At 69.6% G+C, this 20,573-nt stretch carries 19 protein-coding genes; 8 read left to right on the forward strand and 11 right to left on the reverse strand.

All coding sequences use genetic code 11. The annotated features are described in order from the left end of the window. Position 1: 1 nt before the first annotated feature. The 7 genes from MMSR116_RS11455 (at position 2) to MMSR116_RS11485 (ending at position 6,268) form a co-directional block, all read left to right on the forward strand. The gene (locus tag MMSR116_RS11455; RefSeq protein ID WP_010683023.1) at positions 2-1,438 is read left to right on the forward strand and encodes an aldehyde dehydrogenase family protein; all 1,437 of its coding nucleotides are present in this window, start codon (positions 2-4) and stop codon (positions 1,436-1,438) included. Between the two features lie 58 nt (positions 1,439-1,496). Further along, positions 1,497-1,898 carry a carboxymuconolactone decarboxylase family protein gene (locus tag MMSR116_RS11460; protein ID WP_010683022.1) on the forward strand — a complete coding sequence of 134 codons (402 nt, stop codon included), beginning with the start codon at positions 1,497-1,499 and terminating at the stop codon, positions 1,896-1,898. An 87-nt stretch (positions 1,899-1,985) separates the two neighbouring features. Then, a complete protein-coding gene (locus MMSR116_RS11465; RefSeq protein ID WP_010683021.1) occupies positions 1,986-3,362 on the forward strand; it encodes an MFS transporter in 1,377 nt (458 codons plus the stop codon). Positions 3,363-3,388: 26 nt separating this feature from the next. Further along, positions 3,389-4,294 carry an NAD(P)-dependent oxidoreductase gene (locus MMSR116_RS11470; RefSeq protein WP_010683020.1) on the forward strand — a complete coding sequence of 302 codons (906 nt, stop codon included), beginning with the start codon at positions 3,389-3,391 and terminating at the stop codon, positions 4,292-4,294. Between the two features lie 9 nt (positions 4,295-4,303). After that, on the forward strand, positions 4,304-4,693 hold the full coding sequence (locus MMSR116_RS11475; protein ID WP_010683019.1) for a cupin domain-containing protein: 390 nt from the start codon (positions 4,304-4,306) through the stop codon (positions 4,691-4,693). Then, positions 4,690-5,454, forward strand: coding sequence for a carboxymuconolactone decarboxylase family protein (locus MMSR116_RS11480; RefSeq protein WP_010683018.1), 765 nt, complete (start codon positions 4,690-4,692; stop codon positions 5,452-5,454). The genes MMSR116_RS11475 and MMSR116_RS11480 overlap by 4 nt, the downstream gene beginning before the upstream one ends. 121 nt (positions 5,455-5,575) lie before the next feature. Continuing rightward, the gene (locus MMSR116_RS11485) at positions 5,576-6,268 is read left to right on the forward strand and encodes a GntR family transcriptional regulator (RefSeq protein ID WP_010683017.1); all 693 of its coding nucleotides are present in this window, start codon (positions 5,576-5,578) and stop codon (positions 6,266-6,268) included. 167 nt (positions 6,269-6,435) lie between these two features. Here MMSR116_RS11485 and MMSR116_RS11490 read toward each other — a convergent pair whose 3' ends face one another. From MMSR116_RS11490 to MMSR116_RS11525, 8 genes are all read right to left on the reverse strand, one after another. Beyond that, positions 6,436-7,398, reverse strand: a complete 963-nt coding sequence (locus MMSR116_RS11490) for an amidohydrolase family protein (protein WP_010683016.1) — start codon at positions 7,396-7,398, stop codon at positions 6,436-6,438. A gap of 29 nt (positions 7,399-7,427) precedes the next feature. Then, positions 7,428-8,366, reverse strand: a complete 939-nt coding sequence (locus MMSR116_RS11495; RefSeq protein WP_010683015.1) for an amidohydrolase family protein — start codon at positions 8,364-8,366, stop codon at positions 7,428-7,430. A 13-nt stretch (positions 8,367-8,379) separates the two neighbouring features. Next, on the reverse strand, positions 8,380-9,300 hold the full coding sequence (locus tag MMSR116_RS11500; protein ID WP_010683014.1) for an SMP-30/gluconolactonase/LRE family protein: 921 nt from the start codon (positions 9,298-9,300) through the stop codon (positions 8,380-8,382). A 34-nt stretch (positions 9,301-9,334) separates the two neighbouring features. After that, positions 9,335-10,654 carry an MFS transporter gene (locus MMSR116_RS11505; RefSeq protein ID WP_010683013.1) on the reverse strand — a complete coding sequence of 440 codons (1,320 nt, stop codon included), beginning with the start codon at positions 10,652-10,654 and terminating at the stop codon, positions 9,335-9,337. An 87-nt stretch (positions 10,655-10,741) separates the two neighbouring features. Continuing rightward, the gene (locus MMSR116_RS11510) at positions 10,742-11,416 is read right to left on the reverse strand and encodes an RraA family protein (RefSeq protein WP_010683012.1); all 675 of its coding nucleotides are present in this window, start codon (positions 11,414-11,416) and stop codon (positions 10,742-10,744) included. A gap of 38 nt (positions 11,417-11,454) precedes the next feature. Further along, positions 11,455-12,363 carry a DUF1932 domain-containing protein gene (locus MMSR116_RS11515; protein ID WP_010683011.1) on the reverse strand — a complete coding sequence of 303 codons (909 nt, stop codon included), beginning with the start codon at positions 12,361-12,363 and terminating at the stop codon, positions 11,455-11,457. Between the two features lie 17 nt (positions 12,364-12,380). Continuing rightward, positions 12,381-12,617 (reverse strand): hypothetical protein, encoded by a 237-nt coding sequence (locus MMSR116_RS11520; RefSeq protein WP_010683010.1) that lies wholly within the window; start codon positions 12,615-12,617, stop codon positions 12,381-12,383. Further along, positions 12,601-13,926 carry an MFS transporter gene (locus MMSR116_RS11525; RefSeq protein WP_010683009.1) on the reverse strand — a complete coding sequence of 442 codons (1,326 nt, stop codon included), beginning with the start codon at positions 13,924-13,926 and terminating at the stop codon, positions 12,601-12,603. The genes MMSR116_RS11520 and MMSR116_RS11525 overlap by 17 nt, the downstream gene beginning before the upstream one ends. 173 nt (positions 13,927-14,099) lie before the next feature. Here MMSR116_RS11525 and MMSR116_RS11530 point away from each other — a divergent pair, with 173 nt between their 5' ends. Then, on the forward strand, positions 14,100-14,804 hold the full coding sequence (locus tag MMSR116_RS11530) for an IclR family transcriptional regulator (RefSeq protein WP_010683008.1): 705 nt from the start codon (positions 14,100-14,102) through the stop codon (positions 14,802-14,804). A 91-nt stretch (positions 14,805-14,895) separates the two neighbouring features. Here the strand turns inward: MMSR116_RS11530 and MMSR116_RS11535 are convergent, their stop codons facing one another. The 3 genes from MMSR116_RS11535 to MMSR116_RS11545 form a co-directional block, all read right to left on the reverse strand. Further along, on the reverse strand, positions 14,896-16,224 hold the full coding sequence (locus MMSR116_RS11535) for an HlyD family type I secretion periplasmic adaptor subunit (protein ID WP_010683007.1): 1,329 nt from the start codon (positions 16,222-16,224) through the stop codon (positions 14,896-14,898). Further along, positions 16,221-17,945 carry a type I secretion system permease/ATPase gene (locus tag MMSR116_RS11540; RefSeq protein WP_010683006.1) on the reverse strand — a complete coding sequence of 575 codons (1,725 nt, stop codon included), beginning with the start codon at positions 17,943-17,945 and terminating at the stop codon, positions 16,221-16,223. Before MMSR116_RS11540 ends, MMSR116_RS11535 begins: the two co-directional genes overlap by 4 nt. 87 nt (positions 17,946-18,032) lie before the next feature. Then, positions 18,033-20,354 (reverse strand): hypothetical protein, encoded by a 2,322-nt coding sequence (locus MMSR116_RS11545; RefSeq protein ID WP_244625642.1) that lies wholly within the window; start codon positions 20,352-20,354, stop codon positions 18,033-18,035. Positions 20,355-20,573 lie beyond the last annotated feature (219 nt).

Raw genomic sequence — 20,573 nt, forward strand, 5'->3', positions numbered from 1 at the left:
GATGGCGCTCCCGGACCTGAGCCGCTTCTACATCGACGGCGCCTGGGTCGAGCCGGTCGCGGCCCGGCCGTTCCCGCTGATCGATCCCGCCACCGAGACGGCGTTCGGCACCCTCGCGCTCGGCGATGCCGAGGATGTCGACCGGGCCGTGCGCGCGGCCCGCGCCGCCTTCCCGGCCTTCTCGGAGACGGCGCCCGCCGAACGCGTGGCGCTCCTGCGCCGGATCCTGGCGCTCTTCGAGGAGCGGTTCGAGACCTTCGCCGAAACGATCCGGCAGGAGATGGGCTCGCCCATCGGCTTCGCCCGCAAGGGGCAGGCGGCGCGGGGACCGGCGCACCTCAACGCGCTCATCGCGGTCATGGAGGGCTTCGCCTTCGAGGAGGATCGCGGCACCACCCGGATCCGGCGCGAGCCGATCGGCGTCTGCGGGCTGATCACCCCGTGGAACTGGCCGATCAACCAGATCGTCGTGAAGATCGCCCCGGCGCTCGCGGCCGGCTGCACGATGGTGCTCAAGCCCAGCGAGTACTCGGCGGTCAGCGCGATGCTGTTCGCGCAGGTCCTGCACGACGCGGGCGTGCCGCCGGGCGTGTTCAACCTCGTGAACGGGGACGGCCCCGGCGTCGGCGCCGCGATCGCCGCCCATCCGGGGATCGACATGGTCTCGTTCACCGGGTCGACCCGCGCCGGGATCGAGATCGCCCGGGCGGCGGCCCCGACCATCAAGCGCGTCGCGCAGGAACTCGGCGGCAAGTCCGCCAACATCCTGCTGGAGGACGTCGACTTCGATCAGGCGGTCCGGCGCGGCGTCGCGGCCTGCTGCACCAATTCCGGCCAGTCCTGCTCCATCCCGACGCGGATGCTCGTGCCCCGGGCCCGGATGGACGAGGCGGCCGCCATCGCGGCCGAGGCCGCGGCGGGTTTCCGGCTCGGCCCGACCGCGGACCCCGAGACGGATCTCGGCCCGGTGGTCAACCGCACCCAGTACGAGCGCGTCGTCGGCCTGATCCGCACCGGCATCGCGGAGGGCGCGCGGCTCGTCGCCGGCGGTCCGGACCGGCCGGACCACCTCGACCGCGGCTTCTACGTCCGCCCGACAATCTTCGCCGACGTGACTCCCGACATGACCATCGCGCGGGAGGAGATCTTCGGCCCGGTCCTGTCGATCCTCGCCTACGACAGCGAGGACGATGCGATCGCGATCGCCAACGGCTCGCGCTACGGGCTCGCCGCCTACGTGCAGGGGCGGGACCGCGACCGGGCGCGCGCCGTGGCGCGGCGGCTGATCGGCGGGCAGGTCCACATCAACTACCCGCCCCCGGACGTCAGCGCGCCGTTCGGCGGCTACCGCCAGTCCGGCAACGGCCGGGAATGGGGCGAGGCCGGTCTCCAGGAATACCTCGAGACCAAGGCGATGATCGGCTTCGGCCTCGACTGAACCGTCCCGCGCGATGCGGCCGGCGCCCGCGGGCATCGGCCCCGACCAGGAGAACCAGATGTCCGACGAGAGCGAGCTGTTCGGCCAGGGTTTCGAGAACCGCAAGACCGTCCTCGGCGCCGCCCATGTCGAGAAGTCCTGGGCCAATGCCGACGCGTTCAACCGCCCGGTCCAGCGCCTGGTGACCGAGTATTGCTGGGGCGCGGTCTGGGGCGACGAGACGCTGCCGTTCAAGACCCGCAGCATGCTCAACCTCGCGATGCTGACGGCGATGAACCAGCATCACGAGCTCGGCGTCCACGTCAAAGGCGCGCTCAACAACGGCGTGACCCGGGACGAGATCCAGGCCGTGCTGATGCAGGCGCTCGTCTATTGCGGTGCCCCGGCGGCCCTGGCCGCCTTCCGGACCGCCTCCGCGGCGATCGCCGCGTGGGACGAGGAACACGCCGGCGGGCGCTGATCCCGCGAACGCATGCGCGGGCGCGAGCCCGCACACGGACCGACGCAGTCAAAAAATGCGCGGCACGATCACAGGGAGGGAGACGCCATGACGGTCACGTCGGCAGCCTTGGCAACGGACGCAGCGGGCGCGCGCCCGGCCTCGTCCCAGTCGATCGAGGAGAAGCGCAAGAGCGCCATCCGGGGCGCGTTCTTCTCCGAATACATCGACATGTTCGACATCTACCTGCCGGTGGTCGCGCTGGCACCGGTGATGTTCATGTTCCAGCCGAAGAACCTGTCTCCCCAAGTGGAGACGGTGCTGGCCTCGCTGGTGTTCATCACCACGCTGCTCGGCCGCCCGATCGGCGCCCTCATCTTCGGCCTGATCGCCGACAAGGTCGGACGCCGGGCCGCCTCGATCTATTCGGTGGCGGGCTTCGGCGTGATCACGCTGCTGATCGGCCTGCTCCCGGGCTACGAGACGCTCGGCCTCGCCTCGTACATCCTGCTGGTGCTGCTGCGATTCCTCGACGGGATCTTCCTCGGGGGCGGCTACACGGGCGCGATGCCGCTCGCCATCGAGTATTCCAAGAAGGACAAGCGCGGCTTCGTCGGCGGCCTGATCATCGCGGGCTTCCCGGCCGCCTATGTGAGCATCAACCTCATCACGATGCTGATGTTCTACCTGTTCCCGCTCGACGGGCCCGGGTCGCCCTACACGGTCTGGGGCTGGCGCATCCCCTTCATCGTCGGCGCGGCGCTCGCCGGCCTGCTCGCCCTCTACTACGTCCACAAGGTCTCGGAATCGGAGGTCTGGAAGAAGGAGGCCGCCGCCGGGGCCGAACAGGCCGAGGCATCGCCCATGGCGGGCCTGTTCTCCGGGAAGGGCGGCCGCGACCTCCTGCAGGTCCTGCTGCTGATGACCGGCTTCTGGACGACGCAGAACATCATCACGATCTACATGCCGACCGGGTTGCTGGTGAAGACCCTGCACCTCAACGGCTTCGCGCTGACCGCGACGCTGATGATCTGCTACACGATCCTGTTCTTCAGCTACATCGGCTCCGGCCTGCTGGGGCAGGTCATCGGCCGCCGGCGCTTCTTCGTGATCGTCGGCCCGCTGATCGCGACCGTCGGCGCGTACATCCTCTACACGCTGACGGTCACGCCCGAGATGGCGTTCGGCACCCGCGTACTGCTGGTCAGCCTCCTGGCGGTGATCGTGACCTCGCCCTGGGGCGTCATCGTCACCTACATCAACGAGCGCTTCGCCACGGATGTCCGCGCCACCGGCTTCGGTATCGGCTTCAGCCTCTCGGTGGTGATCCCGTCCTTCTACGCCTTCTACATGGACTGGTTGAGCGCGCTGATGCCGCTCGCGCTGACGCCCGTGGCCCTGCTGATCGTCGGTGGCCTGATCGGCACCGTGGGCGCGCTCATCGGTCCGGAGACCAGGGACGTCGATTTCGGCACCGGCCACTGAGCCGGACGCCGCGCGGAGGACGCAGCATGCACCAGAACCGGATCGGCTTCATCGGGCTCGGCAACATGGGCGGCCGCATGACGCGCCGCCTGACCGGGGCGGGGATCGATGTGGTCGGCTTCGACACCGACCGGGAGGCCGCTTCGCGCTGGGGCGCGACGGACGCGGCCTCGATCGCCGCGGTCGTCGGTGAAGCGGACGTGGTCCTGATGTCCCTGCCCGACAGCAAGGTGGTCGAGCGCGTCGTGCTCGGCGAGGGCGGTGTCCTGGCGGGCTGCCGGGACGGGCAGATCGTCGTCGACCTGAGCACGGCCTCCGCCAGCTCGACGCGCCGCATCGCCGCGGCGCTGGCCGAGCGCGGCGTCGCCTACGTGGACGCGGGCATCTCCGGCGGCGCCGCCGCGGCCGAGAAGGGCACGCTGACCCTGATGGTCGGCGGCGATCCGGCGGTGATCGACCGGCTGGACTGGGTCTTCGCGCCGATCGCCCAGAAGGTCGTCGTGATGGGTGCTTCCGGTGCCGGCCACACGACCAAGCTGCTCAACAACTTCCTGAACGCGGTCAGCCTCGCGGCCACCGCGGAGGTCATGGTCGCGGGCCGGAAGGCCGGGCTCGACCTGCACCGGCTCCTGGAGGTGCTGAACGCCTCCAGCGGCGTCAATTTCGCGACGCTGAACCGTTTCCCCAAGATCGTGGACGGCGACTACCTGGAAGGCGGCCTGACCGGCAAGCTGATGACCAAGGACGTCGTCCTCTACACCGATCTCCTGCACGAACTCGGCGTCGCCTCCCTCAACGCGTCCGGCCCGATGGCGAGCTTCGGCCTCGCCACGGCGCTCGGCTACGGCGACGTCATCTCCAACCGCGTCGTCGACGCCATCGGCGACGTCTCCGGCGGCGTCCGGCTCCACGGCAACCGACACGAGAACTGAGAGGATACGATGCAGATCTTCCACGGTCGCGAGACCAGCGCGAAGTCCGAGAGCCGCGGGCCGACCTTCACCGGGCAGGTCTGGGCCGACCCGGTGATGCAGTCGACGGGCGGCGTGATGATCAACAACGTCTTCTTCACGCCCGGTGCGCGGACCTTCTGGCACGCGCACGCGCAGGGCCAGATCCTGCAGGTGACCGCCGGCAAGGGCTGGATCTGCGTCGCGGGCCAGAAGGCGCAGCCGATCCGGGCGGGCGACACCGTCTGGATCCCGGCGGACGAGCGGCACTGGCACGGCGCGGCCGCCGACAGCTACCTGCTCCACACGGCGATCTCGCTCGGCAAGACCGACTGGCAGGACGAGGTGATCGAGGCCGACTACGCCGGAGCCACGGCATGACCGGGACCGCGCCGAACCCGGACACCCTTCGGCACACGGTAACGGAGCAGCTCGGCTACTGGGACGCCGAGCAGGCGGCCTTGGCCGAGCTGGCCCCGGGCTTCCTCGACGCCTGGGCGCGGCTGGCGACGGTCCCGGTGCGCAAGAACCATCTCGGCGCCAAGGACCGCGCCCTGATCGCGCTCTCGGCCGCGACCGCCGCGACGCATCTCTACGCGCCCGGGACCCGTCGCCAGATTCGCAACGCCCTCGACGCGGGCGCGACGGCCGACGAGATCACGGAGGTTCTCGCGCTGACGGCGACCCTCGGCATCCACGCCTGCAACATCGGCGTGCCGCTGCTGCTGGAGGTGCTGGAGGAAGCCGGCCAGCGGAGCGGCCCCGCACCGCTGACGCCGCGGCAGGAGCGGCTGAAATCCGACTTCACCCGCGACCGGGGCTACTGGCACGCGTTCTGGGACGGTCTCCTCGAACTCGATCCCGACCTGTTCGAGGGCTATCTCGACTTCTCGGCCTGGCCCTGGCGTCACGGCGTCCTGACCCCGAAGATGAAGGAGTTCGTCTACTGCGCCTTCGACGCGGCGGCGACCCATCTCTACGTGCCGGGCCTGAAGATGCACATGAAGAACGCGCTCGGCTACGGGGCGACCAAGGAGGAACTCATGGAGGTTCTCGAGATCGTCAGCCTGATCGGCATGCACGGTGCGGAACTGGCCGCGCCCATCCTGCGCGACGAATTGGCCGCACGGCGCCGGGGCTGATGGCCGGACTGGCCGGCCGGATGACGGGCGCGACGAAGCACGTCCCGGGGGGCATGCCTTGCCACCCGACGGTGCACCATGTCACCCGTCTAGCTCGACGTCGGTCCGCGAACGCCAAGCGATGAACAAGATCAGGGCCATCCAGCCGGATACGCTCCGCCAGAAGGTCGAGGACGCCGTCCGCGAGGCGATCACCTCGGGCGTCTACGCGCCGGGCGAGCGGCTGATCGAGCGCGAATTGTGCGAGGGGCTTGGCGTCAGCCGCGCCTCCGTGCGTGAGGCTCTGCGCAAGCTGGAGGCCGAGAAGCTCGTCCATACGGTGCCGCACAAAGGCCCGGTCGTGGCATCGATCTCGGTGGAGGAAGCGCGTCAGCTCTACGCGCTGCGCGCCGTCTTGGAGGGCTACGCGGCGCACGAATTCGCGGCTCAAGCCTCGAACGCGGCGATCGCGGAATTCGGGCAGGCAGCCGGGCATCTGCGCGAGGCGGCTGATAGCGGCGACACGGATCGCGTCTTGCGGGCAAAGGGCGCCCTGTACGATGTCATGCTCAGCCATTGCGGGAATGCGCTCGTCCGCGAGATCCTGCGCGGCTTCTACTCCCGGATCAATCTGCTGCGCGCGACATCCCTGATGCATCCTGAGCGGCTACCGCACAGTCTGGCCGAGATCGATGCCCTCGTCGAAGCCTTTCGGGCCCGCGATGCCGCGAAAGCGGAGCAGCTGGCCCGGCTCCACGTGACCAATGCGTGCGAGGTCGCCTTGAAGCAACTCGCGTTTCGCATCCGCCAGCAGGCCCTCGATGCCGCGAGCTGAGCCGGCCCCGAGTACCGCGCGAACGTCCGGCTGCTCCTCGGATCCGATAACCGTCTGTACTGCTGGCCGCTTCGCGGGCGATTTCGACGTCCGGTTCGGCATGGACAGCCGCGGAAAGTGAAACCGATTACCAGGGCTCCCGTCCTGAGCGGGATCGACACGCCTATTCAGGCGAACCCGTAGAGCTCCGCAGGATTGTCGACCAGAACCCGCGCCCGCGCTCGGTCGTCGGGCACCCATGCGGTCAGAATGTCGAGCAGCCGGGCATCGTCCGGCATGTGCTTCTCGCCCCGGTGCGGCCAGTCGCTGCCCCAGACCATCCGCTCCGGGGCCGCCGCCGCGAAGGACTTCGCGACTGCCGTGGCATCGGCGTAGGCGGGCGGTCCGCTGGCGGTGTTGAGATAGGCGCCCGACAGCTTCATCCACGTGCGACCGCCGTCGAGCAGCCCACGCACCACGGCGTAGGCGGGATGATCCACGCCCCGGTCCGGCGGAAGCCGCGCCAGGTGATCGATGACGAGGGGCGTCGGAAGGCGCCGTAGCACCGGCTCCAAAAGAGCGATCTGGTCGCCGGTCGCGTAGATCTGGACGTGCCAGCCAAGGGGCTCGACCTTGCGGGCCATCGCCTCCAGGCGCTCGGCGGTGGTCGGTCCCCAGGATTGCGGCGTGCCGAAATTCACGCGGATGCCCACCGCGCCCTGGGCCGCCATGGCCCGGAGCTCGGCCTCGGCGATGTCGAGATCGACCACGACCACCGCGCGGGCCGAACGACCGAACTGCGCCACGCCGTCGAGGGTCGCGCGGTTGTCGGTGCCGTAGGTCGAGGGCGTCACCACCACCACCCGGCTGGTCCCGAGGCGCGCCTGCAAGCGGCGGTAGGCGGCGACGTCACTGTCCAGCACCGGCTGGCCCTTCCAGTGGGGCGAGGCCGGGAAGCGGGTCGACAGGATGTGGATGTGGCAGTCGCAGGCGTTCGGCGGAACGGCGGTCGTCGGTGCCTCCGTCCCCGACGAGAAGGGGAAGTCCTCCGCTGCGCCAGCCGGGCGGTGACGCAGGCCGGCGGCCGCGGCCAGAGCGAGCGTCGCCCCGCCCTTGAGGATGGTGCGCCGGGATCGGGTTAGGCCGCGCATGTGCGTGATCCTCACTCCAGGGGATCGAATCAGAAGCCGTAGAGCTTGGCCGGGTTGGACACGAGGATCCGGTTCCGCACCGTCTCGTCGGGGGCCCAGCCCGCCAGGAGGTCGAGGAGCACGGCATCGTCCGGCTTCGCGTCGGCCGGGGAGGTCGGATGCGGCCAGTCGCTGCCCCAGACGAGGCGCTCGGGGGCGCATTGCACGAAGGCGCGGGCGAGGCGGCTCCGGTCGGCGTAGCTCGGCGGTCCGACCTTCGAGAGAATGTAGGCGCCGGTGAGCTTCACCCAGGCGCCGTGCGTCTCGATCAGGTTGGCGATGACCTTGAAGCCCGGATGGTCGGGGCCGGCGGGCTCGGGCAGGTGGCCCATATGGTCGAAGACGACCGGGACCGGCAGGCCCTTCAGGCTGTCGGCCAGTTCCACGATCTTGTCGCCGTCGGAGACCAGCTGGATATGCCAGCCGAGGTCGGCGATCTTGCGGGCGACCGGCGCCATGTCGGTGATCGGTGCGCCGCCCGGCAAGCGCGTCCCGAACCGGACGCCGCGGATGCCGGCCGCGTCCAGGCGCTTCAGTTCCTCCGGCGTGACCGAGGCGTCGAGCATCGCGATGCCCCGGGCGGTCGGCCCGAACGCCTTCAGGGATTGGACCAGGAGGCCGTTGTCGACCCCGTAGGTCGAGGGCTGCACCACGACGTGCCGGGCGATGCCGAGGCGCTGCATCAGGAGGCGGTAATCCGCGACGCTGGCATCCGGCGGCCGCAGGGTGGCGCCGGGCGCGGCCGGGAAGCGCGCATCGTAGATGTGGTGGTGGCAGTCCGTGGCGCCCGGCGGCACGGCGAAGCTCGGCCGATCCGTGCCCGAGGACCAGGGCACGGTCTGCGCCAAGACAGGTCGCAGCCCGACGCCCAGGGCGGCGCCGGCCATGAGGGCCGCGAGATGCGCGCGGCGGGTCGTCGAGGGGATCATCCGTCCGATCCGTTCAATGATGCGAGAAGAGGGTCTGGCCGGCGGCCGGCATCCGCGCCGTGAGGATGCTGCCGGTCTGGGATTCGGTGATGAACAGCGTCGCGCCGTCCGGGCCGCCATAGGCGACGTTGGTGGTCGAGATCCCGGCGGGCGACTTCACCCGCAGCAGCGGCTCGGCGACCGGCGACAGCCGCCAGATCGAGCCGAACCCGGTATGGGCGACGATCAGGCAGCCCTCGGCATCGAGCGCGATGCCGTCCGGGCCGCCGAGCCCGCCGTGCAGTTGCGCGAACACGCCGACCTTGGCGACGAGGCCGCTGGCGTTCAGGGGGATGCGCCAGATCTGCTGGGCACGGGTCACGGCCACGAACAGGCTGCCCATGGCATCGTCGATGACGATGCCGTTCGGGCTCGGCACCGTGTCCACGAGGCAGGTCAGCTCGCCGGAGGGGCGCAGGCGGTAGACCCGGCCGGTCGGATCCTGCAGCCCGGTCTGGCCCTGATCGGTGAAGTAGAGGTCGCCGGTCTTCGCGAAGGTCAGGTCGTTGACCCCGCGAAAGCCCTCCGAGCCCGCTGTGTCCAGGAACGGCGTCACCGCCCCCGTGTCGGGATCGAGGAGCATCAGGCCGCGCTTGTAGCAGGTGATGAAGATCCGGCCGTCTCGGTGGATCTTCATCCCGTTGGGCCAGCCGTCGTATTCGGCGACGAGGTCCCATTCGCCGGCCTGGTCGATGCGGAAGATCCGGCCGAAGGGGATGTCGGTGACGTAGAGGCGGCCGGCCCGGTCGAAGACGGGTCCTTCCAGGAAGGAGTCGATGGCGTGGCCGCCCCGGTTGGCGTTCGCCCAGGCTGTTGGCCGTACCTTGCGGAAGCGGTCGGGCAGACGCGTGAAGATCTCGGCCGTCACGGCCGGCGGGGGAGCGAAGAACGACATCGCGTGTCCTCGGTGTGGACGCGTGGGAGGTGGCTCAGGCGGGCAGCGCCGCGGCGTGGGCCTCGCGGGCATGGGCGCGGCTGATCAGGATCACGCTGAGCGCGGCGGCGGCGTCGAGCGCCGCGACCGGGAGCATGCCGAGGGGGAAGCTGCCGTTCGCGTCCTTCACGAGTCCGACCACGTTCACCATCAGGCCGCCGCCGATCAGGTTCGAGATCGCGTTGATCCCGGCGAGTCCCGCCGCCAGCGTCCCCGGCGAGAGCCAGCCGGCGGAGAGCGCCCAGAACGGCCCCTTGAACGCGTAGGCGCCGACGAGGGCGAAGGACACGGCGAGGACGGTCGTGGCGATGCCGCCGGTGAGGTTGAGGTACGCCAAGCCGGAGGCGGCGAGCAGCAGCGGGATCGCCGTGTGCCAGCGCCGCTCGCCCTGGCGGTCGGAGTGGCGGCCCCAGAGCACCATCAGGACCGTGGCGATGCCGTAGGGGATCGCGTTGACGAAGCCGGTCTGCAGGTTCGTCAGCCCGAACGACTTGATCATCTGCGGCTGCCACACAGACAGGACGCTCCCCGTCGCCGAGGCGCCGGAACAGACGAGGGCCATGGTCAGGAAGTACTTGTTGCGGGCGAGCTGCCAGAGCGAGATGTGGCCGATCGGCTTGCGCTTGGCCGCCTCCTCGTCGAGGCGCCCGACGAGCCAGGTGCGCTCGTCGTCGCGGAGCCACGTCGCGTCGCGGGGCCGGTCGGTCAGCACGAACAGGCAGGCGATGCCGAGGCAGACGGTCGGCAGACCCTCCAGCACGAAGAGCCACTGCCAGCCCTTGAGCCCGAGCAGCCCGTCGAGTTCGAGGAGCGTCACGGAGAGGGGCGACCCGAGGAAGGTCGCGAGCGGGATCGAGACCGTGAAGGTCGCCAGGATCCGCGCCCGGTACGCGCTCGGCAGCCAGTAGGTCAGGTAGAGGATCGCCCCGGGGAAGAAGCCGGCCTCGGCCGCGCCCAGGATGAAGCGCATCGCGTAGAGGGAGTGGGGACCGGTCACGAGGGCCATGCCCATGGTGACCAAGCCCCAGGTGATCATGATGCGGGCGATCCAGCGCCGGGCGCCGACCTTCTGCAGGGCGAGATTGCTCGGAACCTCGACCAGGAAGTACGAGACGAAGAACAGGCTCGCCGCGAAGCCGAACATGGCCGGCGTCAACCCGAGATCCTTGTTCATCTGCAGGGCGGCGAAGCCCACGTTCACCCGGTCGAGCAGGGCGCAGAAATAGCAGAGCATCAGGAACGGGACGAGCCGGATGATCACCCGGCGCATCGTCGCCGTCTCGAGCGGATGCTTGGCGTGCTCTTCGACGGCCATCGCCCTTTCTCCCTTTGCTGTGTTGTCGTCTCGTCGTTGCGAGCGTGAGCGAAGCAAGGACGGGTGAGCCGGCCGGATCTCGCGAGGTCAGATCCCCTCGCAGCCCGCCTCCGCGAGGGCGCGCTCGACCCAGGAGCGGTCGACGGTGCCGGCCTTGATCGCCGCCATGGTCTTCGCCTCGCCCTGCTGCTTCGTGTCGGCGGCGGCGAAGACCTCCTCGGTCCTGTCGAAGGGCACGCAGACGAAGCCGTCATCGTCGCCGACGATGAGATCGCCCGGCTCGATCACCATGCCGTCGATGGCGATGGTGGCGTTCACCTCGCCCGGGCCGTTCTTGTAGGGGCCGCGGTGGGTGACGCCGGCGGCGAAGACCGGGAAGCTGCCGGAGCGGATCCAGCCGTAGTCGCGCACCGCGCCGTTCACGACCACGCCGGCGACGCCGACATGCTGGGCCTGCGAGAGCATGAGCTCGCCGATGAGGGCGTTGGTCAGGTCGCCGCCCGCGTCGATGACGAGGACGTCGCCGGCCTTCGCGCGGTTGAGGGCGGCGTGCACCATCAGGTTGTCGCCGGGCCGCGTCCTGACGGTGAGCGCGACGCCGGACATGACGCCGCCGGCATGGAGCGGCCTGAGGCGCGGCCCGCCATGCGCCATGCGGTTCATGGAGTCGCTGATGTTGGCGACCGCGATGGCCCTGAACTTCTCGACGGTGGTGGGCTCGACCGTGCGGGTGCGCGGGTGGATCTTGAAACCGATGGCCATGGCTGTTCGTCCTGCGATGCGGGGAGTCGAGGGGTGCGTCAGGCGACGGGCTTGAGGCCGGCTTTGAGCACCATGGCGTCGAGGGCCTCCCGGTAGGTCCGCGGGACGACGCCCTTGAAGTGATCCTTCAGGCCGAGGCTCTCCTTCCAGCGCAGGCGCTGGGCGACGGCGCGGGCCATGATCGGCTCGACGCCGGCATCGGCGACGGCGTCGGCCGACATCTCCAGCTCCTCGGCCCGGCGCTTGGCGTGGATCGCCCCCGAGGGGGTCAGGCTCTGGACCGTGTCCATCCACGGTCGGGCGAGGGTCTTGGAGGCCGAGGCGAGGACGACCTCGTCGATGCCGTACTGCCGGGCGGCCAGCAGCATCTCGTCGGTGAGCGCCTCGATCCCCTTGATGAGGACCGAGCGGATGATCTTGATCCCCGAGGCGGTGCCGAGCACCGGGCCGGTGAACTCGATCTGCATGCCCCATGGATTCAGCAGGTCGCGGACCTGCTCGCCGGCCGGGCCGCTCGACAGCATCCGCATGGAATAGCCGTGGAGCGGCGTGCCCTCGATCGAGCCGTCGCCGAGCAGCGCGCCGGTGGCTTCGAGCTTGCCCGCGACGGTCTGCTTGATCTTCGGCGTGGCCGAGGCGAAGTCGAGGAAGGTGTGGCGGCTCGTCAGCACCGACGCAAAGGCGTCGGCGCTCTCCAGGGAAGACGCGCCCGGCGTGACGCTGACGATCAGGTCGGCGGCCTCGGCGAGGCCCGCGTTCGAGCGGACGAGGGTGACTCCGGACTCCCTGGCCCGTGCCTGGATAAGGTCCGCGTAGGGGCCCTCGAAGGCGTACTTGTCGTAGCAGGCGATCGATCCGAGGCCGGCACCGCGCAGGCCGGCGCCGAGCGTGCTGCCGATCTCGCCGTAGCCGACGAGGCCGAGCCGGAATTGCGTGCGATCTGCCATGGTGTGCTCCTGTCGGGCTATGCGGTGAGGCCGGTGGTCCGCCCGGCGAGGCGCAGGCTGGCGGCGCTGGGGTCGCGGGGGACCTCGGCGGAGATCGAGATATCCATGGCCAGCACGGTGCGGTCGGCCTCGGTCATGGTCAGGTCGCCCGCGAAGCCGCGCACGCGCAGCCCGGCGCGGAAGGCCGCGTCCAGCGACGGGATCTTCGGCCCGGGGGGAGAAGCGGGATCATGACGGTCAGGCCAGGACCGCAACCGGGACCGCGTCCCGGCGGACCTGCCGGCCGAAGGCCAGCATCGTCAGGGCGCCGATGAGGAGGATCCCCGCGACCATGAGGAGCGGAGCCGTGAACCCGCCCGAGACGTCGCGCACCAGACCGATCAGGTAGGGGCCGGCGAAGCCGCCGAGATTGCCGATCGAGACGATCATCGCGATCCCGCCCGCCGCCGCGCGTCCGGTGAGGAAGCCGGACGGCACGGCCCAGAAGGTCGCCACGAAGGCGTTGATGCCCATCACCGCGACGCAGAGCGCCGCGACGGTCAAAAGCGGCGTCGGCGTGAGGGCGCTCGCCGTCAGCGCGGCGGCGCCGACGAACAGCGCGATCGCGGGATAGATCGTGCGGTCGCTGCCCCGGTCGGACAGGCGGCCCCACACCACCATCGCCACAGCGCCGCAGAGGTACGGGATGGCGGTCACGAACCCGACCAGCGAGGTCGCGAGCCCGAGCTGCTTGATGATCTGCGGCAGCCACAGGCCGATGCCGAGGGAGCCGATAATGGCGCAGAAGTTGATCGCCGCGAGGGTCAGAACCCGCCAGTTCCGAAGCGCCTGCGCCAAGGTCATCGGATGCTTTCTCTCGATGGTGGCCTTCTCCTCGGCGAGCTTGGCGACGAGCACGTCGCGCTCCGCGGGCGTGAGCCACTGCGCCTTCTCCGGCCGATCGGTGAGGACGAAGAGGCAGACGATGCCGAGGATCACCGCCGGCAGGGCTTCGAGGATGAGGAGCCACTGCCATCCGGCGAGGCCGAAGCCCTCGACCTGGACCAGCGCGCCGGAAATCGGCGAGCCGACGATGTTGGCGACCGGGATCCCGAGCAGGAACAGCGCGGTCGCCCGCGCCCGCACCGCAGAGGGAAACCAGAGGCTCAGGTAGAGGAAGACGCCGGGCACGAAGCCCGCCTCGCCGAGGCCGAGGAGGAACCGGGCGATGCCGAACTGGATCGGGCCGGTCACGAAGGCGGTCCCCGCCGAGACGAGACCCCAGGTGATCATGATCCGCGCGATCCAGAGCCTGGCCCCGACGCGCATCATGATCAGGTTGCTGGGGATCTCGGCGAGGAAGTAGCCCAGGAAGAACAGGCCCGCGCCGATGCCGAAGGACGTCGCGGTGAGACCGATATGGGCGTTCATCGTGAGCGCGGCGAAGCCGACATTCACGCGGTCCAGATAGCTGACCACGTAGCACACGAAGAGGAACGGCAGGATCCGCCGCATCATCTTGCGATGGAGGTTTCGCTCGTCGACCGCGTGGGCCGGAGCCGGGGCCTGTTGCCCTCGCGCCATGACGTCCACTCCCGAATCGTCATTTTTGAAACGACGTTTCGTTTTTACTCGCTCAAACGGCCGGCCCTGTCAACGATGCCGTGGGCAAGGCGGTGTCACGCCTTGGTGAGCGGATGACGGATGGCTATGGATCGCGCATCACGGACCCAGCGAAACCGGAACGGTGCGAGCAGATGGCGAAGGAGGCGCGGGCGCGGCCGAATCTCGAAGGCGTCGCTTCGGCCGACCGGGTGCTGACGGTGCTCACCGCGTTCCGCCGGGGGGACGATGCTCTGGAACTCTCCGAGCTCGCCCGCCGCACGGCGCTCGTGAAGAGCACGATCATGCGCCTGTGCATCTCGCTGGAGAAGTTCAACCTGATCGAGCGCCTCGACGACGGGCGCTACCGCCTCGGCGTCGAGGCGGCTCGCATCGGCTCCGTCTACCAGCAATCCTTCGCGCTGGAGGAGCGGATCGTCCCCGTGCTGGAGCGTCTCGCGGCCGAGTCCCTGGAGACGGCCTCGTTCTACATCCGCCGGGGCAACCAGCGACTGTGCCTGTTCCGGGCGGACTCGCCGTCACCGCTGCGGATGAACGTCCGCCCCGGCGACATGCGGCCGATGGACGAGTCGGCCATCGCCCGGGTCCTGCGGACTTTCAGCGACCGAAGGGCTTCTGACCGCGCGGCCATGGAGGTCCCGCTCTACTCCTCCGGCATCACCGACCCTCACGTGGCGTCGGTGGCGATGCCGGTGTTCGGAACCGAGCAGCGGCTGATCGGTGCCCTCGCTCTCTCCGGCCCGTCCTCTCGGCTGACGATCGAGCAGGCTGAGATCCTGAAGCCGCGGCTTCGGGAGGCCGCCGAACGCCTATCGTCCGAGCTCGGCGCACAGCTCTGAAGACCTTTGCCTTCGACGGGCCGGCGCGTGTCTTGCCCTGTCCTGCGGTCCCGGCCTCGGCCAACAGGTCAGGCCGGTTGCCCGGGCAGTCCTACTTTTCCCGGAAGGCGCGCCGGGCCTGATCGACGAGGGGCTTCGTGAGGTATGACAGGACAGTCCGGTCGGCGGTCCGGATGAACGCCTCCACCGGCATGCCGGGCATCAGCTTGGCCCCGTCCAGGCGATCCAACTCCGCTTTCGTCACGCCCAGGCGGACGAGATAGTAGAAGCTCCCCGTACGCTTGTCCTCGCTCACGTCGGCGGCGATGCGGGTGACCCGACCGTTCAACTCCGGCGTGGTGCGCTGGTCGAAGCTCGGGAAGCGCAGGCCCGCCGCCTGACCTGTCTGAAGGCGATCGATGTCCTGCGGCGCGACCCGCACCTCGGCCACCAGCGAGTCCGCCGTCGGCACGATCAGCATGATCGGCTCGCCCGGTGTGATGACGCCGCCGCGGGTGTGGACCGCGAGCTCGTGCACGTAGCCGGTCTGCGGCGCGCGGATCTCGATCCGTTGGAGCTGGTCGAAGGCCGTGATCTTCTGCTCCGTCAGGGTTGCCGCCTTCGCGCGGTTCTCGGCCAGCTCCTTGGCGACGTCGCTGCGCAGGTTCTGCTCCAGCTGGATGATCTGCAGCTCGGTCTCCGAGACCTTGCCCTTGGTCTGTGCGATGCTCGCCGTGAGGACACCGCGCTCGCCCTTCAGGCGCGACATGTCGCGCTGGAGACTCGTGAGCCGCGTCAGCTGGATCAGGTTCTTCTTCCAGAGATCCTCGACGCCCTGGTACTCCCGCTCGATGATCGCGGTCTCCTGTTCCTTCGCGGCGGCCTGCTCGACCAAGCCCTTGATCTCCTCGGTCAGCTGCCCGATCCGCTCGCGGAGCTGCGCCTTCTGACCCTGAAGGGCGTCGCGCCGGAAGCGGAACAGCTTGCGCTCGCCGTCGACGATCCGGCCCACTTCGGGCCCGGCTGCGCTGAGTTCGGCGGGGATCGACAGGTCGTCGCGCCCGTCGCGCTCGGCTTCCAGCCGGGCGTTGCGGGCAGCGATCTCCCACAGGCTCTTGGTGACGCTGTCATAGGTGGCCCTGGCCGTCGTGGCATCCAGGCGCACCAAGAGGTCGCCCGCATGGACCCGCGCGCCCTCCTGGATCGGCAGTTCGGCGACCACACCGCCGGTCGGGTGCTGCACCTTCTTGATGTTGCTCTCGACCACGAGCGAGCCTGTCGCGATGATGGCGCCCGACAGTTCGGTCGCCCCGGTCCAGGCCCCCGCTCCGATGGCCACCACGATCACGGCGGCGACACCGGCGACGTGCCGCCGCAAGGAGCGTCGCGTCGCGTCGGTCGGATCGGCACCGGGCCGGCTGGGCGTGCTCGCGTTCGTCATGCGACCCTCGTGGGCGTCTGCCGGGTCAGCGCGTTCAGCTTCGACAGGACCTCGTCGCGCGGCCCGTGCAGCTGGACGCGTCCGTCGCCGAGAACGAGGATGCGGTCGACCGCCGCCAGGGCGCTGGGCCGGTGCGCGACCACCACCACGATGCCGCCCCGGGCCCGCACGCCCTGGACGGCGGTGGACAGGGCGCGATCGCCATCGACGTCGAGATTGGAGTTCGGCTCGTCCAGGACCACGAGGAAGGGATCGCCGTAGAGCGCCCGCGCGAGGGCGATCCGCTGGCGCTGACCGCCGGAGAGTCCGAGGCCACCGGCGCCGACCCGGGCATCGTATCCGCCCGGGAGACGGAGCACGACCTCGTGCACGCCGGCCGCCTTCGCGGCCGCCAGCAACGCCTCGGGATCCGGCTCCGGATCGAAGCGGGTGATGTTCTCCGCGATCGTGCCGTCGAACATCTCGATGTCCTGCGGCAGATAGCCGACGGCGCGTCCGAGGGCGTCGGGGTCCCACTGATCGATCGCCGCGCCGTCGATGCGGATCACGCCGCGGCTCGGGCGTGCCAGCCCGACCAGGGCACGGGCGAAGGTGGACTTGCCGGAGCCGCTGGCGCCGATCACGCCCAGCGCGCTCCCCGGCGCGAGCGCGATGTTGACGTCGTGCAGCACGAGGCTGTCGGTTCCCGGGGCGGCGACCGACAGGGCCGTCACCCGGACGCTTTCCCGGGGCGCCGGCAGAGGCGTGAGCGCGGCGGGCTCCCGCCGGGGCAGGAACGCGACGAGGCGGCTCCAGGCCTGCCGGGCGCCCGAGAAGGATTTCCAGTTGGCGATGGCGAGGTCGACCGGCGCGAGGGCGCGGGCGGACAGGATCGTGGCGGCCAGCATGACGCCGGCCGTCGCCTCCTCGCGCACGACGAGGAACGCGCCGAGGCCCAGGATGGTGGATTGCAGCACGGTCCGCAACAGGCGGGCCGTCGTGCCGAAGCCGATCGCGAGGTCGTTCCCGTGGCCCGCGACGTCGAGGTTCCGCTGGGCTCGGACCTGCCAGAGATCCGCGATCCGGGAGCGCATCCCGAGGGCGGAGAGCAGCGGGGCCGCCCGGTGTGCCATGTCGGTGAAGGACCGACGCTCGCCGGCCGCACGGACGGCCTCCTGGGTGGACGCGGAGGACGCCCAATCCGTCAGGATCGTCAACACGCACAGGAACAGCGCGCCCCCGGCCACCGCCGTGCCCAGCCAGGGATGGAACAGGAAGCAGACCGCGATGTAGAGCGGCACCCAAGGCAGGTCGAAGAAGGCGCTGACGGCCATGCTCGAGACGAAGCCGCGGACGGTATCGAGATCGCGCAGCGCCTGGGGTCCGTCGTCGCTGCGCGGCATCTCGGCCCCGCGAACCAAGAGGGTCCGGAAGATCCGCGGCCCCAGGCGCTCGTCGACGAGACGGCCGAAGCGGGACAGGATGCGGGCGCGGAAGATCTCGAAGACGCCCTGGATCACGAGCAGCATCAGCGTGATGCCGGCGAGCCCGACCAGGGTGGCGATGCTTCGGCTCGGCAGCACCCGGTCGTAGACCTGCAGCATGAAGATCGGCGCCGTCAGCATCAGCAGGTTGATGAGTCCGCTGACGATCATCACGGTGATCAAGCAGGCGCGCCCGGCGTTGACGGCGGCCCAGAATTCCCGGCGCTTCGCAAGACGCAACACGCGTTCGTCGGTCACGGGGTGATCCTCTGGCTGCCCGGTTCGGCGAAGCGCCGTCCTGCGACGGCGATGGGACCCCCCGCCGCGCGCGGCGGGGGGCAAGCCTCAGAGGCCGAGCAGATGCAGGCCGCTCGTGGCCGTGTGCGGCGTTGGATCGACGTGGAGGGTCTCGGTGTGGCCGCCGAGATCGATCGAGACGATCCCGAGATCGAGATGCGCGTCGTGCGATGAGCCCGCCGCGGCCGTCGGGGCCGCGGACGACACCGCGTTCAGGACCTGGCCCACGAGCTGATCGGCGCCGCCGCTCGACTGCGGCAGGACGATGCCGTCGCTGCTGAGCAGGTTCGCGGTGACGACGCTCGGCTGATCGCCGCTCACGCCGATTGCGCTCACCTGAACGGTGTGGGCCGGATCGGCCGCGGGCGTCAGCACGGCGAGGTTGGCCGCCGGCGTCGCGGTCGCCGGGCCCGCGGCCACATCGATCAGCGGGTGGGTGCCGGCACCGCCTTCGCCCGACAGGCCGCCGAGGAGCCCGCCGAGCAGGTTGCCACCCGCGCCGCCGGCGTCGGTCGCGCCCAACACAGACGTCACGGCGGTGAGCGTGCCGTCGAGCGGCAAGCCCGCTCCCGGAGAACCGGCTCCGGACGGCAGGATCCCCGACACCGAGCCCAGAACACCGCCCGCCGCATCCGCGACATGGCCGACATCGTCGACGAGGTGTCCCACGGCCGGCACCCCGTTGCCGGTCAGCGCGGCTCCCGGCAGGTTGGCCACATCGGTCAGGAGATTGCTCGCCTCTCCGAGTTGGCCCAGGCCGGCGGTGTTGCCGAGGTCGATCACGGCGTGGAGCGGGTCGTTCAAGACCGGGACGCTGTGACCAACCTGCTCAAGGCCCGCATGAAGGCCGTCGATCACCGTGTTGGCGACGTTCCCCACCGGCTGCAACGGCGCGTTCGTCCCGAGCAGAGCGCCGGTCCCGTCCAGACCGCCGCCTTCGCCGCCGCCGAGGACGCCTCCCACCACGGCGGTGACCGGGGCGAGGAGACCGCCGACACCCGGCGTTCCCGAGCCGCCAACGTCGCCGACGAGGCCGGTGACGCCGCCGAGGAGACCGCCGGTCGCGGTGGTCACGGCGCCGAGATCCCCGAGGATAGAGGACACGGCCCCGAGGCCCTGGCCGCCGAGGAGAGCGCCGGGCAGGCCGGCTGTGTCGGTCAGGAACGTTCCGCTCTCGCCCAGATGGCCGAGCCCGAGGGTCTCGCCGAGGTTGGTGAGGCCGTGAAGCGTATCGTTCAGCAGCGGGGCGTCGTGTCCCAGGTTCTCGAGCGTCGCGTGGATGTCGAGGACGGCCGTGTTCGCCAGGTTCGTGACCGGGGCGAGAAGGCCGTCCGGCGCGAGCAGTCCGCCCGCATTCGCGAGTCCCGTCACGGAGCCGATCAGCGTGTCGGCGGAGCCGAAAACGTGGCTGAGATCCGCGAGGACCGACCCCGTCGACGCGAGACCGCCACCATTCAGGATCGAACCCGGCAGCGCGAGCGTGTCCGTCAAAAGGTTGCCCGCCTCGCCGATATGACCGAGGCCGACCGTCTCGCCGAACCCAGTCAGGGCGTGGATCGGCGTGTTGAGCGCCGGCACCTGATGGCCGACATCCTCAAGCGTCGCATGCGCACCGAGGACGGTCTGGTTCAGAACGTCGGTCGCCGGCGTGAGGATGCTGCCGGGTCCGACGAGTCCGTTGCCGGCGGCCGGCGCTGCGGTGACGGTATCCAGAAGCGCGCCGGCGGCCTCGGCGACGTGACCGATGTCGCTCAGGACCGGAGCGACGGCGCCGGAACCGGTCGGGTTGGCAACGGCGCCGGAGAGATCCGTGATCAGGTTTCCGGCTTCACCGATGTGCCCGAGGCCAACCGTCTCGCCGAGATTTGTCACGCCGTGCAGCGGTCCATTGAGCGGCGCGACCTGATGACCCGTCTCTTCCAACTGCGCGTGGGTCGTGAGGATGATCTGATTGGCCGCACCGGCCAGCGCATCGGGCAGCAGCGATCCACCGCTGTCACCGGCGCCCGGATCGACGGCACCCTCGACGAGAGACGCGATCGGGCCAAGGCTTGCGAGCTGACCGGTCGAGAGTGCCGTGGAGGATAGCAAGGCGTCGGGACCGACAATCCATTCGAGCGATCGAGACGACGGGCTGAGCAGAGCGAGGGGTGACAAAGACATGTGAGCCTCCGGTTTAAAGCTGTAACTGACAATACAATTATGGGTTGCCGCGGCGCGGTTCCGTAGTAAACGCCAGGTTAATGCAAATTGATGCGCACCTAAATCTTGCAGAGGCGCGCAATCAGACCGGAAACAATTGACCTTGGTCTTTCGGCACGGCGCGCTGCATAAAAAGACAACTTCAATATATTTATGGATAATCCTCAATTAATGGCTTGAATATAACTGTATTGGCAACATAATACTGTATGTAGCATCAGATTGTTCGCTGCCTCTGTTCAGGCAGTACATCTCACCCAATCTCATGAAATCAGACGCTGCACCCTTCGCAGGTCCTCAGAAGCCAAAGTGTCTCGCAACGCGGTCATCGGCGGCTTCCGGGTGTGATCAGGGTGCCAGGACCGACCCTGAACCCGGTGGATCCGA

The sequence above is a fragment of the Methylobacterium mesophilicum SR1.6/6 genome, assembly GCF_000364445.2.
GTDB lineage: Bacteria > Pseudomonadota > Alphaproteobacteria > Rhizobiales > Beijerinckiaceae > Methylobacterium > Methylobacterium mesophilicum_A.

Excerpts from the sequence above, each read along its gene's own strand:
- MMSR116_RS11460 (WP_010683022.1), top strand. The coding sequence starts at position 1,497 with ATGTCCGACGAGAGCGAGCTGTTCGGCCAGGGTTTCGAGAACCGCAAG.
- MMSR116_RS11535 (WP_010683007.1), bottom strand. The coding sequence starts at position 16,224 with ATGACGAACGCGAGCACGCCCAGCCGGCCCGGTGCCGATCCGACCGAC.
- MMSR116_RS11495 (WP_010683015.1), bottom strand. The coding sequence starts at position 8,366 with ATGATCCCCTCGACGACCCGCCGCGCGCATCTCGCGGCCCTCATGGCC.
- MMSR116_RS11505 (WP_010683013.1), bottom strand. The coding sequence starts at position 10,654 with ATGGCCGTCGAAGAGCACGCCAAGCATCCGCTCGAGACGGCGACGATG.
- MMSR116_RS11510 (WP_010683012.1), bottom strand. The coding sequence starts at position 11,416 with ATGGCCATCGGTTTCAAGATCCACCCGCGCACCCGCACGGTCGAGCCC.
- MMSR116_RS11465 (WP_010683021.1), top strand. The coding sequence starts at position 1,986 with ATGACGGTCACGTCGGCAGCCTTGGCAACGGACGCAGCGGGCGCGCGC.
- MMSR116_RS11490 (WP_010683016.1), bottom strand. The coding sequence starts at position 7,398 with ATGCGCGGCCTAACCCGATCCCGGCGCACCATCCTCAAGGGCGGGGCG.
- MMSR116_RS11470 (WP_010683020.1), top strand. The coding sequence starts at position 3,389 with ATGCACCAGAACCGGATCGGCTTCATCGGGCTCGGCAACATGGGCGGC.
- MMSR116_RS11455 (WP_010683023.1), top strand. The coding sequence starts at position 2 with ATGGCGCTCCCGGACCTGAGCCGCTTCTACATCGACGGCGCCTGGGTC.
- MMSR116_RS11480 (WP_010683018.1), top strand. The coding sequence starts at position 4,690 with ATGACCGGGACCGCGCCGAACCCGGACACCCTTCGGCACACGGTAACG.
- MMSR116_RS11485 (WP_010683017.1), top strand. The coding sequence starts at position 5,576 with ATGAACAAGATCAGGGCCATCCAGCCGGATACGCTCCGCCAGAAGGTC.
- MMSR116_RS11530 (WP_010683008.1), top strand. The coding sequence starts at position 14,100 with ATGGCGAAGGAGGCGCGGGCGCGGCCGAATCTCGAAGGCGTCGCTTCG.
- MMSR116_RS11475 (WP_010683019.1), top strand. The coding sequence starts at position 4,304 with ATGCAGATCTTCCACGGTCGCGAGACCAGCGCGAAGTCCGAGAGCCGC.
- MMSR116_RS11525 (WP_010683009.1), bottom strand. The coding sequence starts at position 13,926 with ATGGCGCGAGGGCAACAGGCCCCGGCTCCGGCCCACGCGGTCGACGAG.
- MMSR116_RS11500 (WP_010683014.1), bottom strand. The coding sequence starts at position 9,300 with ATGTCGTTCTTCGCTCCCCCGCCGGCCGTGACGGCCGAGATCTTCACG.
- MMSR116_RS11515 (WP_010683011.1), bottom strand. The coding sequence starts at position 12,363 with ATGGCAGATCGCACGCAATTCCGGCTCGGCCTCGTCGGCTACGGCGAG.